Below are 13054 nucleotides of genomic sequence, written 5' to 3'. Positions count from 1 at the left end.
GGGCGACCCGCAGGTGACGGCGCGGAACGCGGTGCCGAGCGAGTACCTCTCGCTGCCGGTCTGAGCCCCTACACCGCGGCCTCCTGAGTCGTGCCCGTCGCGTCGACCTCGACCGCTATCTCGGCGCCCGTCCCGCACATCTCGCCGTCCGCCATCGCGGCCTTCGCGTCGCCCAGCGCCAGCATCGCCCCCTCCTGAAAGACGGGGAAGTAGACGGTCGTCCCGCCGGTCACGTCGGTCGTGTCGAGGTTCCCGCCGTGGTCGTCGGGCGTGAGCGTCGAGACCGTCTCGCCGTCCGTGGCGACGCCGATCGTCCCGATCACGGGCTCGATCGGCACGTCGATCCCCTCGAAGTCGACCGCCTCCGCGTCGGCGTCGACCTCGGTGATCCGCGTCGCCGGGTGGTCGATATCGGGGTCGTCCCGGAGGAGTCCGAACCCGGGGGCGGTGAGCACGCGGCCGCGGTCCTCCGCGACGCGCACGGCCTCGATCTCGACCGCGAGCACGTCGCCGGGGCTCGCGCCGGCGACCGCGATCGGTCCCGTCGCGGCGTTGACCTCCTCCGGGATCGCGCCGAGCAGGTCGTCAGCTTCCTGGATCGCGCCGTTCAGGCTGTCGACCGTCTCGATCGTCAGCGACTCGCCGTCCGCGGCCTCGTACACCGGGTCCATCTCCGGACCGAACTCGTACACGTGGCCGTCGCGGTGTGTGACCGTCTCTCGCGCCATCAGGCTCTCCTGGGCGCTCCGGGACTAAAAACTCCGGCCGCGTCAGCGCGGCGCGGCCGCCTCGGGGGGGACGAGCAAGACGTTGTTTGTCCCGCGCGCGACGATCGACTCCGCGGTGCTCCCGAGGAGGAGCCGCCGGAGTCGGCTCGTCCCGCGCGCGCCGATGAGCGTCGTCGTCGCGCCCACGCGCTCCTCTTCGGCCGTGATCTCGTCGACGGGGTTCCCGGACCTGACGTTGGTCTCGACATCGAACCCGGTCCGGTCACGGAGATCCGTCGCCAGTTCGTCCAGTCGCTCCTCGGCGGTCGCCGTCGACTCCGCGTCCCCATCGCCCACGTGGAGCAGGTACGCCCGCTCTGTCGCGCCCGTCAGCGACGGGAAGTAGTCGTAGGCGCGCGCCGCGTTCTCCGAGAAGTCGGTCGCGTACAGCACGTCCTGGAACAGGTGTTCCTTCCTGACCGCGTGCCCGCTCGCCGTCTCCTCGATCCGCTCGACGAGCAACGGCCTGACCGCCGTCCGCGCGACGTTGCGAACGGTGCCGCCGATGAGCCGATTCCGGAGCGGAGACTGTCCGCGCGACCCGACGACGATCATGTCCGCGTCGAGCCGCTCGGCCAATCCGTTTATCCGCCGGTGCGGTGTCCCGCGGGCGACGTGCGTCTCCACCTCGAATCCAGCGCGCTCGAACACGTTCCGCTGTGGGGCGAGCGCCTCCCTGGCGTCGCTGGCGGCGTCCATCCCCGGCAGCCCGCTGGACACGTTGTCCGGGACGACGGTCAACAGGTGAACCTCCCTGACGCCGATGTTGTCGAGACACTCCAGACAGGTCCGCGACTCGATCGCCGCTTCGTTCGCGTCCGAGAGGTCCGTCGCGAATACGATCTTCATACGCGACCGTTCGTGCCCCCGAGTAATATTGCTTTTGTTGTACAATATGGGGTATTCGGAGAGACGACACGGCGACCGACCGGCGTCGGCGCACCCCCGGCGGGAAGTCGCCGCCGCCGGGGCGACTCGCCTCAGACGTCCCGGTCGGGCGCGGAGGCCGGTCCGTGATCGAGGAGCGGCGAGTTCGCGTTCGCGCACCCATCTCGACCGCAGACGCCGGCGTCGTCGCCCGCCCGCTCAACGCCAGCCGAGAGCCCACCGATCTCCCAGTCGACGGCGTGGCTCGTCGCGCGCTCGTGGTCGTCGAGCGCGGTCCGCGCCCGCCGGAGCGAGTCGAACGTCTCGTCGTACGCACAGTCGGTACAGCGGACGCGAACTGTCGTCGGCATGGGTCCACGTTCGGTCTCGACCGTGGTAAGTGCCGCTATCGGCTCTTGCGCCGAGTGGTCCGGGGACAGACCGCCGCGCCTCCCGCATCCGTATTGGACTAAACACACAAGATTAAAACCGACGCGCGCAGTATTGTCTGGTGCGTACAAACAATCGACCATGAGCACCGAAATCGATATCGCGGAGACGCTGGACGTGAAAGGACTGAGCTGCCCGATGCCCATCGTGAAGACGAAGGGCGCGATCGACGACCTCGCCCCCGGTGAGGTGCTGGAGGTCGTCGCGACCGATCCCGGAAGTGTAAGCGACATCGACGGGTGGGCGACGGGCACCGACGGCGTCACGCTCCTCGAGCAGGAGGAGGGCGACGACGTGTACACCCACTACGTCCGCAAGGAGGCATGAGTATGGACGAGATCGGCATCATCGTCTCCAGCGACGACCCGAAGAACCTCGCGATGGCGACCAACCTCGGGCACGTCGCGCTGACGATGGACACGGACGTGTTCCTCTACTTCACCTTCGACGGACTGACGCACCTGTTGGAGGGCGAGAAAGACCTCTCGTCGGTCCAGCCGCTGCTCGACGAAGGGATGCCGAACCCCTACGACATGCTCGACCAGCTGATCGCCGACGGCGGAGAGGCGGTCACCTCGGTCGCGTGTACGACCACGCTGGACATGCTCCAGTGGGAGCAGGACGCCATCGACGACGACTTGACGACGCAGTTCGCCGGTGCGGTCACCTTCCTCGAGGCCGCTGAGGAGGCCGACCACGTGTTCACGTTCTGAACGCCGGCGTCGCGTCGGTCCGCTCCATTCCACCTCCCCTTTAATGCGCGTGCGCCCCGTAGCCGCATCGCCGTCCGAAACGCTCTCGGTCCTCGATCGCCGTCCGAAACGCCCTCGATCCTCGAACCCCTTCCCCTGCCGTTCGAGACTGCTCTTCATCACCGGTACGTCCGAATCGGTGTACGAGCGGGCTTAGCTCTGATCGGAGACGTACGGATCACAACCACCTTACGAAGTGCTCGAAACGCACACCTGTGCCCGCCGAAGAGGCCGTCCGGACTGCGGAGAGCCGCTAGAGGCGGTGGAGCTACAGGGGACTGACGCGCTCGGGACGCTCTCGATCGTCTCCGACGGACCGAACGACGGGCTCCTCGGCGGCCTCTGCGCCGGCGAGATCATCACGCCGGTCCCGTGCGTGCGTCCCGAGTGCCGACGGGCCCTCGTCTACGCAGTGTAGCGACCCGAGGCCTCCCGCGAAACTCCGCGGCGCCGACTCTCCCCGCGTCGAGACCATCTCGTGAGCGGCCTCTGACGAGCGACGCTCGGCTCAGCCCTCGACGACGGCGCGCTCTGGCTCGTCGTACTTCTCCTCGAACTCGCCGATGAGCTGGCCCATCTTCGCGTACCAGTCGTTGAGCATCCGCTGCATGTCGTCGGCGATCTGAGACGGGTCCGTCGGGCTGTACACGTGGTAGTAGCCGCCGTGGTCGTAGTTGATCTGCTCCTTCTGGATGAAGCCGGCCTTGAGGAGCCGCTGAACCGCGCGGTAGGCGGTGGAGCGCTCCCGGTCGACGCGTTCGGCCACCTCGTCGATCGTGAGTGCCTCGTCCGCCGAGACGAGCGCCTGGTAACAGTCCTTGTCCAACTGCTTCAGGCCGTGGAAACACTCGAGTAACCCCTCGCACTCCATGTCTCGCTGGAGCTGTTCTGACATCGAATCGGGCATTTTATGTCGTACATGAGGCGCTCCGCCGCTAAAAGTGTTGTGTGTGGGATGTACAATTCCACGCACTCCGTCGCCGAGCGCCGAACGTGAGCCGATCGGCGTGGTCGCTACTCGTCGCTTCCGGAGGCGTCGCCGCCCGCCTCGCCGTCAGCGTCCGTCTCGTCGTCGGTGTCGAGGCCGGCCGCCTCGAACGCGGTCTCGACCTCCTCGGCCGGCACCGTCCGGAAGCCGTCGGCCTCGGTCACGGTCGCGACCGCGAGGTCGGCGGGCTCGAACTCGTCGTCGTGAGCGGCCAGCGCCGCGACCGCGAGTTCGATGCCCGCCGCGAGCGAGAGGTCGTCGCGCCACTCCGACTCGAGGTGGCCCTGGATCTCCTGGCGGCCGCCGCCGATGACCGTCGCCTTCCACTCGTTGGGGGTGCCCGAGGGGTCGGCCGCGAACAGGCGCGGCTCGCCGTCGTCGATGCCGCCGATGAGGAGGGCGGCGCCGTAGGGGCGCGTGCCGCCGCGCTGGGTGTTCTCCTGGATGTGGTCGGTGACGAACTTCGTCAGCGTCTCGACGCCGACGGGCTCGCCGTAGCGCAGGCGGTTCCCCTGCGACTGGCGGCGCGCGAGGTCGATCAGCTGGCGGGCGTCGGCGACGTGGCCGGCGCTCGCGGTGCCGACGTGGTCGTCGAGCTTGTGGAGCTTCTCGATGCTCTCGGCCTCCATCAGCGACGAGGAGGGGCGGGACATCGCGACGAACACGACGCCGTCGGTCGTCCGGACGCCGACGCTCGGCGCGCCGCGCGAGACCGCCTCGCGGGCGTACTCGACCTGGTAGATGCGCCCGTCCGGCGAGAACAGCGACGTGCCGCGGTCGTACGCCTGCTGGTCGTTGTTCCCCATCATCGTCCATCACCCGCTCGCGCGGTGTCGCGTTCGCTCATTACCGCTACTTACGTCGGCCCGTTGAAAAAGCATCCGTAACCGGTACGTCTCGGAGACCGCCGAAACCCCGAGCCCGGCGGCCCCCTGCCCCCGAACGACCGCCGATGGAGTTTCCGTCGCGCCCGCCGCTGCGAGGCGGCGCGCGCGTCGCTTCCGTCGCCGACGGATATATCCACGGGTATCGCGTAAATTGTCTGACCTTGACTCGTACACCATCCGCGGCCGCGCTACTGGCCGCCGTGACCATTCTCGCGACGATCGGCGGGGCCTTCGCGGCGGGCGGCGCGGCGGCGGTCCCGGACGCGCGGATCACCGTCGGCGAGGTGGGGGCCTCCCCGAGCGACCCGACCGTCGGGGAGCGGACGGCGCTGAACGTCACCGTCTCGAACTCCGGCGGCAGCGACGCGGCGGCGAACGTCACGACGGTCCGCGTCCGGAACGCCGACGGCGACGTGCTCGACAGCGTCACGGGCGTCGGCGCGCTCTCGGCGGGCGACTCGCTCGACGCGACGCTGTGGACGTCGTTCGACGAGCCGGGCGCGAAGCGGCTCACCGTCGAGGCGGTCGCGAACCAGTCGACGACCGGCGAGTTCGTGACCGTCAGCCGGGACACCGTGATCGAGGTCCGGCCGACCCAGGTCGCGCTCGACCTGCGGACCCGCGCGCTCGACCCAGAGGACCTCCAGAGCGACGAGGGGAGTGAGAGTTCGGCCGGCGACCTCGGCGTCGGCGGCATCCAGGGCATCTTCGGCGGTGGCGGCGGCCTCGACACCGGCGACGCGGACGGCCAGGGCGACGCGCCCCCGGTCGCCGACTCGCCCGTCGAGGTGACGGTGGTCAACACCGGCACGACGACCGCCGACCGGGTGAGCCTCCGCGCGGTCGGGACCGCGGTCGACGGCGACGAGCGGACCGTCTCGGTCGGCCCGTTCGTCGTCGAGGACGTCGCGCCCGGCGAGGAGCGGCGGGTGATCGTCGACCTCGGCCCGCTCGACCGGCGGTCGGAGGTGACGGTCACCGCCGCCTTCCGCGCCGACACGGACCGGTTCGACGACCGGGGCGCGGACCGCAGCGCGCAGTCGACGGTGACGTACCCGGTCCGCGAGGCGGCCCCGACCGTCACCGACGCGACCGTGCGCGAGACCGCCGACGGCGTCGTCGTCGACGCGAACCTCGGCAACGCCGGCGGCGGCGAGATGACCGGCGCGGTCGTCTCTGTCGGCGACGCGCCGGGCGTCGAGCCGACCGCCGCGGGCGGCGAGTACTTCGTCGGCACCCTCGGCGCGAGCGACTTCGTCGGGTTCGACCTGACGACCGCGGTGAACGCCTCCGTCGCCGACGAGATACCGATCCGCGTCACCTACACCGAGCGGGGCGTCCGGTACACGGAGACGCTGACGGTGGCGGCGCCCGAGGCCGACGACGACGGGGAGAGCGGCGGCACGCTCGGTCGGATCGGCGTCGGCGGCGTGGGCGCCGCTGGCGCGGTCGCGAGCGGCCTCGCGCTCGTCGGCCTGGCCGGCGCGGTCGGCCTCGCGGTCAGGACCGGGCGGATCGGCGGGTCGACGGGGCGGCGACGCGGCGGGTCGGCGCCGTGAGCGGGGACGCCGCGGCCGACGCGACGGGCGACGCGGTGAACGGCGACTCCGAGGTCGACGCGGTGAACGACGACTCCGGAGTCGACGCGAGGGACGACGCCGTGACCGCCGAGGGTGCGGTCGACCGAACGACGGACTCCGCAGGCGACGCCGAGTTCGGCGTCGCGCTGCGGGACGTGGTGAAGCGCTACCCGAGCGGCGGCGGCGATCCGGTCGTCGCGCTCGATCACGTCGACTTCGCGGTTCGGCCCGGCGAGTTCGTCGCGGTCGTCGGCCCCAGCGGTTCCGGGAAGTCGACGCTGCTGAACGTGCTCGGGCTGCTCGACGACCCCACCGCGGGCCGGCGCCTGCTGAACGGGACCGACGTGACGAACCTCTCCGTCGCCGAGCGGACCCGGGCGCGGAAAGAGTCGATCGGGTTCGTCTTCCAGGACTTTCACCTGCTGCCGACGCTGACGGCCGTCGAGAACGTCGCGATGCCGACCGCGTTCGACCCCGGCGACGCGAGCGGCCGGGCGGCCGACCTGCTCGCGCGGTTCGGGCTCGGCGACCGCCTCGACCACGACCCGAGCGAGCTCTCCGGAGGGCAGAAGCAGCGCGTCGCCATCGCCCGCGCGCTGATCAACGAGCCCGCCGTGCTGCTCGCGGACGAGCCGACGGGGAACCTCGACACCGAGACGGGGGAGTCGATCCTCGGCGAGTTCGAGCGCGTCAAGGCCGAGGGGGTCGCCGTCGTCGCGGTCACGCACGACCCGCTCGTCGAGGAGTACGCCGACCGCGTCGTCGACCTTACCGACGGCGTGCTGACCGGCGGGCTGCCGGACGCGGGGGACGACCGATGAGCGACGGCGACCGGACGGGCGCCGGATCCGCCGGCTGGCTCCGCGGCTGGCGGCCCGCGGTGTCGATGGCGTCGCGGAACCTGCGGCGGAACCGCGTGCGGACGGTGCTGGCGGTGCTCGGCGTCTGTATCGGCGTGCTCGCGGTCGCCGCGCTCGGCATCTTCGGGAACGTGCTGGCGCTCGGCGCCGACGACGCCATCGGCGACATCGGCACGCAGGTCGTCGTCTCGCCGAACGCCGACGCCGGCGTGGAGTCGCTGTCGGACGCGGACGTGGCCTCGATCCGGCGCGCGGTGGGCGAGCCCGCAGTCGTTCCGCTGTACTCGGACAGCGCCACGGTCGCGCGGCAGGGCGACCAGACGTTCGCGACCGTGTACGGGATCGAGGAGCCGGCGCTGGCGTACGAGGCCGCCGAGGGCCGGCTCCCCGAGCGACACCGGCAGGGGGCGATTCTCGGCGCGGGCATCGCCGCGGACCTCGACGCCGGCGCGGGCGACACCGTCGAGATCGCGGGCTCGCAGGTCCGGGTGATCGCGGTGTTAGTCGAGAGCCAGACGTTCAGCCCGGTGGCGCCCGACGACGCCGTCTTCCTCCCCGAGTCGGCCTTCTCGGCGGACGGCTACGCGCAGGCGCTCGTCATCTCCGACACCGGCGCCGAGGCGCGCGCGGCCGCAAACGCCATCCGCGAGGAGGTGAACGCCCGCGAGGAGCGCGTCGACCTGTTCGAGCTGGCCGCCCTCGTCGACGAGATCAACGAGTTCTTCGACCTGCTCTCGACGTTCCTGCTCGGGCTCGGCGCCATCTCCCTCGTGGTCGCCGGCGTCTCAATCCTCAACGTGATGTTGATGAGCACCGTCGAGCGGAGACAGGAGATCGGGGTAATGCGCGCGGTCGGCGTCGCCCGCCGCGACGTGCTCCGCGTCCTGCTCGCGGAGGCCGGCCTGATCGGCGCGGCCGGCGCCGCGGCCGGCACGCTGCTCACCGTCCTGCTCGTCGCCGGGCTCGTCCTCGCGACGCCCGCCGTCGACGCCGCGCTCGTGATCGACCCGACGAACGGGTACTACCTCCTCCTCGCGCTCGTGTTCGGCGTCGGCGTCGGGCTCGTCAGCGGCGCGTACCCCGCGTGGAAGGCGGCCAACCAGCGCCCGGTCGAGGCGCTGCGGAACTGATTCTGTGGGGTGCCCGATAATCCGAATCGTCTCGACCATTTAAACTCCGAACGGCGCGCCGGCGAGCGCCCGGAGGGCGCGAGCCGCCCGCGAGGGAGGCGGCGGCCCGGCGCGGCTCTGCCCGCGCCGGGCCGTCCGCCGAGGCTGGGGAGGCGTGAGGCTGCGGTCGCCGTGCGGGGTGGGACTCAAAGGGGCAGCCGCGAGGGGGTCGCAGACGACGTAAGCACCGCAGCGAGCGAAGCGAGCGAGGAGCGCAGCGAGTGTGCGACCCCCTCGCGGCTGGGGCTTTGGAGGAGTTCACCGCAGAGTGAGCGATCACGTATAGCCGAGCGGCTGGGGCTTTGGCGGTGTTCCCCGTCGATTCACTATCAGCTATTTATAAGAGTCGATGACTCAGGCAAAACGCCCATGTATCGCCGCGTCCCGGCCCGAGCCATGTCCCCCAAGCGACGAGCGGTCCTCCTCCTCGGCGCGGGCGCGGTCGGATTCGGTGCCATCGGGTATCGCGAACTGACGGACTGCGAGGAGCTCGCCTGTTTCGCGTTCGAGCATCAGAGGGCAGACGACGTGGCGAGCAGACTGGTGATCGAACACACCGGCGGGACCGAACGGCTCCGCGCCGGGGACGTGTTCGTCACGAACGTCAGCGTGGACTACGAGGCGGGCGAGAACGACACCGTCGCGTGGGCCGAACTGGACGACGACCTCGGACCCGACGACGCGATCAACGGGGAGACGCTGCGGATACGGATCCGGTTCCCGGACCTCGTGACGGTCCGCTGGCGTCGCGACGGCGACGAAGAGGTCGTGGGAGCGTGGGTATACGACGACGACGTGCGGTGAGCGGCGTCCCCGGCGACTTCGTCGACCGCCCTCCCCGTGGTCCGACCGACTTCCGGCCCAAACGGCTTTTGCGCGCGGCGGGACAATCAGCGATTATGGCCCTCCGAGACGTCCGCTTGTCTCCGCATCTCATCGGCGGTTCTCCGGCGAGGACGGCGCTCCCGCTGGCGGTGGTCGGGCTCCTCCTGCTCGCCTCCGTCGGGTTCGCCGTCGGACTGAACACCGGGATCTCCCTCTGGTGGATCGCGCTTGCGCTCGGGATCGCCGTCGCGGCGGGGATCGCGGGTGCGGGCCTCGTTCCGACCGTCGGATCGCTGTGGCTCGTCGGGTTCTGGTGGTTCGCCTTCCCCCCGCTCGTCGGCTATCTCACGGGTAACTGGACGGGCGCGGGCCGGTACTCGTACCCGCGAATGGTGGGATACGGGTACCAATCCGCGCGTGCGGAACTGCTCGGCGGGATCGAAATCGGTGTCAGACTCGGGCTACAGTTCGCGGTCGTCGTCGGCCTCGTCGGGTACGCGGTCGGAGTGATCGTTAGTCGGCTGTCGACGCGAACGAGCGGGTCCAAATAAACTCGGTCGGTCGCTTATAGTTCGTTGATTGCGGATCGGTATCGAACACCTCCAAAGCCCCAGCCGCGAGGGCGGCGCACGCTCGCTGCGGTCCTCAGTCACTCGCTCCGCTCGTTCCCTGCGGTCCTTGCGTCGCCTCCGCCGCCCTCGCGACTGCCCCTTTGCGTCCCGCCCCGCACCGCTCCGCGCCGCAGCCTCACGCCTCCCCAGCCTCGTCGCCGGCGGCTGCGCCGCCGGCTGCCAGAGACGCGTCGCGCCTCGCTGCCGCTCGCTCCCTCCGGTCGCTCGCGGCGTCCCTCGCGCGTGCGGTTCACGGCCGCCGATGGCGGCCGCTCACCGGCACGCGCCACAGCAGTTGGTATATGAAAGCCGCCACCCCAATCGGAATCGGCTATTTAAACGCCGCGGCTCTGGAGCTTCTCCTCTTCTTTCATGTCCTCATTGGACTGACCCTTCATCCCCTTCCCAGTGCCGCTCGCGATCCGGGCGAGCTCGTCGGGGTCGTCCCAGTTGTTGACGGCCTCGACGACGGCGGTACCCATCGCCTCGGGGTCCTCCGCGCCGAAGATGCCGGAGCCGACGAAGATGCCGTCGCAGCCGTGGTACATCATCAGCGCGGCGTCGGCGGGCGTCGCGATACCGCCGGCCGCGAAGTTGACGACCGGGAGCCGCTCGGCCTCGGCGGTCTCGTGGACCAGGTCGCGCGGGGCGCCGTGTTCGCGGGCCCACTTCTCGCGCTCCTCGTAGTTGAGGCCGGTGAGTGTGCGGATCTGGTTCTTGATGGTGCGCTGGTGTTTGACGGCCTGGTTCACGTCGCCGGTGCCGGCCTCGCCCTTCGTCCGGATCATCGCCGCGCCCTCGCGGATGCGGCGGAGCGCCTCCGGAAGGTTCCGGGCCCCGCAGACGAACGGCGACGTGAAGTCGCGCTTGTCGGTGTGGTACTCGTCGTCGGCGGGCGTCAGCACCTCCGACTCGTCGATCATGTCGACGCCGAGGGACTCCAGGATCTCCGCCTCCTTTCGGTGGCCGATCCGGGACTTGCCCATTACCGGGATCGACACCTCGTCGATGATCTCCGGGACGCGCTCGGGGTCGGGCATCCGCGCGACGCCGCCGCGCTTGCGGATGTCCGCCGGGACGTGTTCGAGGACCATCACGGCGACCGCGCCGGCGTCCTCCGCGATGCGGGCCTGCTCGCGGTTGACGACGTCCATGATCACGCCGCCCTTCTGCATCTGCGCGAAGCCGCGCTTGACCAGCTCGGTCCCCCGCTTCAGCTCCTCCAGATCCGTTGCCTCTGGCATGGATATCGGTTGGGGCGCCGGCCACTTAACGGGTCGCTTTCGGGCGGATGGAGCGTCGAGCGCGGCGTTCCCGGCCCGAACGAATTCGGGACGCTCCCGCCGGCCCGGGCGCTGCCTTCCGCCCCGCCACCGCCCCGTCCCCCGACCACCGCAACCGCGAAGTCCCCCGCCGTCCAAGCCGCGGCCGTGACCACGGGAGCCATCCTCGCCGGCGGCCGCTCGACGCGCTTCGGCGACGCCGACAAGGCCGTCGCGCCGATCGCCGGCGTGCCGATGATCCGCCGCGTCGCGGACCGGCTCGCGGGGGCCGACGACCCGGTGCCCCCCGGCGCCGACCGCGCCAGCGGCGGCGACCCGGTCGTCGACGAGTTCGTCGTCAACTGCCGCCCCGACCAGCGCGAGGCGCTCGCCGAGGCGCTGTCGGGAGTCCCGCTCCCCGTTCGCTGGGCGCTCGACGAGGAGCCCGACTTGGGCCCGCTGGCGGGGATCCGGAACGCCTGCCGCGCGGCGACCGACCCGTACGCCGCCGTCGTCGCCTGCGACATGCCGTTCGTCGACCCGTCGTTCCTCGCGGCGCTGCGCGAACTGGCCGGAGAGCCCGGCGTCGAAGCGGTACTGCCGCGGCTCGACGACCGCTGGTTCCAGACGACGCAGGCCGTCTACGCGACCGAACCGGCCGCGGAGGCCTGCGACCGCGCGCTCGACCAAGGCGAGCGGAAGGTGCTCGCGATGGTGGATCGAGTGCGTGAGGCCGTCGTCGACGACGAGGCGATCCGGTCGCTGACGACCGACCGCACCTTCGCGAACGTCAACACGCGGGCCGACCTCGACGAGGCGGAGCGGGCGGTCGCCGCCGCGAGCGACGAGGCGTGAGCCGCGGCGTCTCCGTCAGGCTCCCGGACCGTCGCGCTCTCGGGCCGCCGCGGGGCGCGCTCCGCGTCACCCCTTCAGGACTTCGTACGCCTCGTTGAGCTCCTTGAAGTCCTCCTCGTCGCCGTCCTCGCCGTCCGGATGGAGCCGCTTCGCCCGCTCGCGGTACCGCCGCCGGACCGCCTCGCTGTCGGCCGTGCGGTCGAGCCCGAGCGTCTCGTACGCCTCGCGCTCGGTCATTCGGTCGGCCGTCGGCGCGCGGTCGCGGGGGTCGCGGGCCCCGCCCGGTCCGCGAGCGCCCGCTCGCCGCCCGGTCGCGCCGCGACCGCCGTCGGTGCCGGCGGCGCGGTACGCGCGCTCCCGGTTGGCCTCGGCGCGGGCGCGCTGCCTGGCGCGCTGGCGCTCCGTCGGGCCCGCCGCCTCGGCCGACCGCCGGGCCTGGTCGTGGAGGCGCCCGGTGGCGTGGTACCAGAGGAAGTAGGAGACGGCGCCGAACGGTAGCGCCAGCGCCAGCGCGATCGGGTGGAGGACGATCCCGCCGATCACGAGCAGCGCCGTCATGCCGACGAACGCCCCGGCGAGCCCCACGACGATCGTTCGATTCGTCACGGCCGTACTCGGGGGCGGAGGACTGTAAGGCTCTCGCCGGCGGCGGGGGCTCGACCGGAGCGGTCCGCGCCGCTCCGCACCGTTTATGCCCGCGGCCGCCCGGACTCGGGGTATGGAACCGGCGGACCGAGAGACGGCCACGGGGCTGCCGCCCGGGATCGCGGCCGCCCGCGAGGAGCTCACGCCGATGCTCTCGCAGTACGCCGACCTCTGTGCCGCCCACGAGGACGCCCTGGTGCTGTTCCAGGTCGGCGACTTCTACGAGGCGTTCTGCGAGGCGGCCGAGACCGTCGCGCGCGTCTGCGAGGTGACGCTGACGGAGCGGTCCGACTCGACCGGCGACTACCCGATGGCCGGGATCCCCATCGACAACGCCGCACCGTACCTCGAATCCCTCCTCGACGCGGGCCACCGCGTCGCGCTCGGCGACCAGGTCGAGGACGCCGAGCAGGCGTCCGGCCTCGTCGACCGCGCGGTCACCGAGGTCATCACGCCCGGCACGGTCGTCGAGGACGACCTGCTCGAATCCGGGACGACGAACTACGTCGCGGCGGTTGCGGCCGACGGGGGCGGCG

The 13054-nt window shown here is 71.3% G+C and carries 16 protein-coding genes and 1 pseudogene; 10 read left to right on the top strand and 7 right to left on the bottom strand.

The genetic code is table 11. The annotated features are described in order from the left end of the window. Nucleotides 1-95: 95 nt before the first annotated feature. The 3 genes and pseudogenes from EXE48_RS17795 to EXE48_RS17785 all read right to left on the bottom strand — a co-directional run. A pseudogene (locus EXE48_RS17795) lies at nt 96-728 on the bottom strand (acetamidase/formamidase family protein); the annotation flags it as partial. Nucleotides 729-770: 42 nt separating this feature from the next. Beyond that, nucleotides 771-1616: a universal stress protein gene (locus tag EXE48_RS17790; RefSeq protein WP_053770779.1), complete on the bottom strand. Its 846-nt coding sequence runs from the start codon at nt 1614-1616 to the stop codon at nt 771-773. Between the two features lie 131 nt (nt 1617-1747). Continuing rightward, nucleotides 1748-2005 carry a DUF7542 family protein gene (locus tag EXE48_RS17785; RefSeq protein ID WP_199236410.1) on the bottom strand — a complete coding sequence of 86 codons (258 nt, stop codon included), beginning with the start codon at nt 2003-2005 and terminating at the stop codon, nt 1748-1750. Nucleotides 2006-2165: 160 nt separating this feature from the next. Between EXE48_RS17785 and EXE48_RS17780 the strand changes: the two genes are divergently transcribed. From EXE48_RS17780 to EXE48_RS17770, 3 genes are all read left to right on the top strand, one after another. Next, a complete protein-coding gene (locus EXE48_RS17780; protein ID WP_137705456.1) occupies nt 2166-2411 on the top strand; it encodes a sulfurtransferase TusA family protein in 246 nt (81 codons plus the stop codon). 2 nt (nt 2412-2413) lie between these two features. Beyond that, nucleotides 2414-2797: a DsrE family protein gene (locus tag EXE48_RS17775; protein WP_053770781.1), complete on the top strand. Its 384-nt coding sequence runs from the start codon at nt 2414-2416 to the stop codon at nt 2795-2797. Nucleotides 2798-3098: 301 nt separating this feature from the next. Continuing rightward, complete coding sequence (locus EXE48_RS17770; RefSeq protein ID WP_241982687.1) at nt 3099-3254, top strand: hypothetical protein; 156 nt, start codon at nt 3099-3101, stop codon at nt 3252-3254. Between the two features lie 90 nt (nt 3255-3344). Here EXE48_RS17770 and EXE48_RS17765 read toward each other — a convergent pair whose 3' ends face one another. Together EXE48_RS17765 and psmA are read right to left on the bottom strand one after the other, a co-directional pair. Beyond that, on the bottom strand, nt 3345-3743 hold the full coding sequence (locus EXE48_RS17765) for a helix-turn-helix domain-containing protein (protein ID WP_053770783.1): 399 nt from the start codon (nt 3741-3743) through the stop codon (nt 3345-3347). Nucleotides 3744-3850: 107 nt separating this feature from the next. After that, nucleotides 3851-4633 (bottom strand): archaeal proteasome endopeptidase complex subunit alpha, encoded by a 783-nt coding sequence (gene psmA / locus EXE48_RS17760; protein ID WP_199236409.1) that lies wholly within the window; start codon nt 4631-4633, stop codon nt 3851-3853. Between the two features lie 233 nt (nt 4634-4866). On the opposite strand from psmA, the gene EXE48_RS17755 reads away from it, so the two are divergent. The 5 genes from EXE48_RS17755 to EXE48_RS17735 all read left to right on the top strand — a co-directional run bounded on the left by EXE48_RS17755 (nt 4867) and on the right by EXE48_RS17735 (nt 9696). After that, nucleotides 4867-6270, top strand: coding sequence for a hypothetical protein (locus EXE48_RS17755; RefSeq protein WP_199236411.1), 1404 nt, complete (start codon nt 4867-4869; stop codon nt 6268-6270). 101 nt (nt 6271-6371) lie between these two features. Then, nucleotides 6372-7112 carry an ABC transporter ATP-binding protein gene (locus EXE48_RS17750; RefSeq protein WP_053770993.1) on the top strand — a complete coding sequence of 247 codons (741 nt, stop codon included), beginning with the start codon at nt 6372-6374 and terminating at the stop codon, nt 7110-7112. Beyond that, on the top strand, nt 7109-8281 hold the full coding sequence (locus EXE48_RS17745; RefSeq protein ID WP_053770785.1) for an ABC transporter permease: 1173 nt from the start codon (nt 7109-7111) through the stop codon (nt 8279-8281). The genes EXE48_RS17750 and EXE48_RS17745 overlap by 4 nt, the downstream gene beginning before the upstream one ends. Before the next feature lie 435 nt (nt 8282-8716). Further along, on the top strand, nt 8717-9124 hold the full coding sequence (locus EXE48_RS17740; protein WP_137705457.1) for a hypothetical protein: 408 nt from the start codon (nt 8717-8719) through the stop codon (nt 9122-9124). 95 nt (nt 9125-9219) lie between these two features. Further along, nucleotides 9220-9696 carry a hypothetical protein gene (locus EXE48_RS17735; RefSeq protein ID WP_053770786.1) on the top strand — a complete coding sequence of 159 codons (477 nt, stop codon included), beginning with the start codon at nt 9220-9222 and terminating at the stop codon, nt 9694-9696. A 395-nt stretch (nt 9697-10091) separates the two neighbouring features. Here EXE48_RS17735 and pdxS read toward each other — a convergent pair whose 3' ends face one another. Continuing rightward, nucleotides 10092-11000 carry a pyridoxal 5'-phosphate synthase lyase subunit PdxS gene (gene pdxS, locus EXE48_RS17730; protein ID WP_053770787.1) on the bottom strand — a complete coding sequence of 303 codons (909 nt, stop codon included), beginning with the start codon at nt 10998-11000 and terminating at the stop codon, nt 10092-10094. Nucleotides 11001-11186: 186 nt separating this feature from the next. Here pdxS and mobA point away from each other — a divergent pair, with 186 nt between their 5' ends. Then, nucleotides 11187-11873 (top strand): molybdenum cofactor guanylyltransferase, encoded by a 687-nt coding sequence (gene mobA / locus EXE48_RS17725; RefSeq protein ID WP_053770788.1) that lies wholly within the window; start codon nt 11187-11189, stop codon nt 11871-11873. 66 nt (nt 11874-11939) lie between these two features. Here mobA and EXE48_RS17720 read toward each other — a convergent pair whose 3' ends face one another. After that, nucleotides 11940-12479, bottom strand: coding sequence for a DnaJ domain-containing protein (locus EXE48_RS17720; RefSeq protein ID WP_053770789.1), 540 nt, complete (start codon nt 12477-12479; stop codon nt 11940-11942). Between the two features lie 112 nt (nt 12480-12591). Between EXE48_RS17720 and EXE48_RS17715 the strand changes: the two genes are divergently transcribed. Beyond that, nucleotides 12592-13054: MutS N-terminal domain-containing protein (locus EXE48_RS17715; RefSeq protein ID WP_514111752.1), on the top strand; the 463-nt coding region annotated here is incomplete at its 3' end.

Source organism: Halorubrum sp. ASP1 (genome assembly GCF_005435135.1).
Classification (GTDB): Archaea; Halobacteriota; Halobacteria; order Halobacteriales; family Haloferacaceae; genus Halorubrum; species Halorubrum tropicale.
Note: the sequence above shows the minus strand (reverse complement) of the source record. Positions and strands in the feature narration are given on the sequence as shown.

Bases quoted from the DNA above. Each gene is read 5' to 3' on its own strand.
- EXE48_RS17790 (WP_053770779.1), bottom strand. From the start codon at position 1,616: ATGAAGATCGTATTCGCGACGGACCTCTCGGACGCGAACGAAGCGGCG.
- EXE48_RS17765 (WP_053770783.1), bottom strand. From the start codon at position 3,743: ATGCCCGATTCGATGTCAGAACAGCTCCAGCGAGACATGGAGTGCGAG.
- EXE48_RS17775 (WP_053770781.1), top strand. From the start codon at position 2,414: ATGGACGAGATCGGCATCATCGTCTCCAGCGACGACCCGAAGAACCTC.
- EXE48_RS17740 (WP_137705457.1), top strand. From the start codon at position 8,717: ATGTCCCCCAAGCGACGAGCGGTCCTCCTCCTCGGCGCGGGCGCGGTC.
- EXE48_RS17785 (WP_199236410.1), bottom strand. From the start codon at position 2,005: ATGCCGACGACAGTTCGCGTCCGCTGTACCGACTGTGCGTACGACGAG.
- EXE48_RS17735 (WP_053770786.1), top strand. From the start codon at position 9,220: ATGGCCCTCCGAGACGTCCGCTTGTCTCCGCATCTCATCGGCGGTTCT.
- EXE48_RS17745 (WP_053770785.1), top strand. From the start codon at position 7,109: ATGAGCGACGGCGACCGGACGGGCGCCGGATCCGCCGGCTGGCTCCGC.
- psmA (WP_199236409.1), bottom strand. From the start codon at position 4,633: ATGATGGGGAACAACGACCAGCAGGCGTACGACCGCGGCACGTCGCTG.
- EXE48_RS17780 (WP_137705456.1), top strand. From the start codon at position 2,166: ATGAGCACCGAAATCGATATCGCGGAGACGCTGGACGTGAAAGGACTG.
- pdxS (WP_053770787.1), bottom strand. From the start codon at position 11,000: ATGCCAGAGGCAACGGATCTGGAGGAGCTGAAGCGGGGGACCGAGCTG.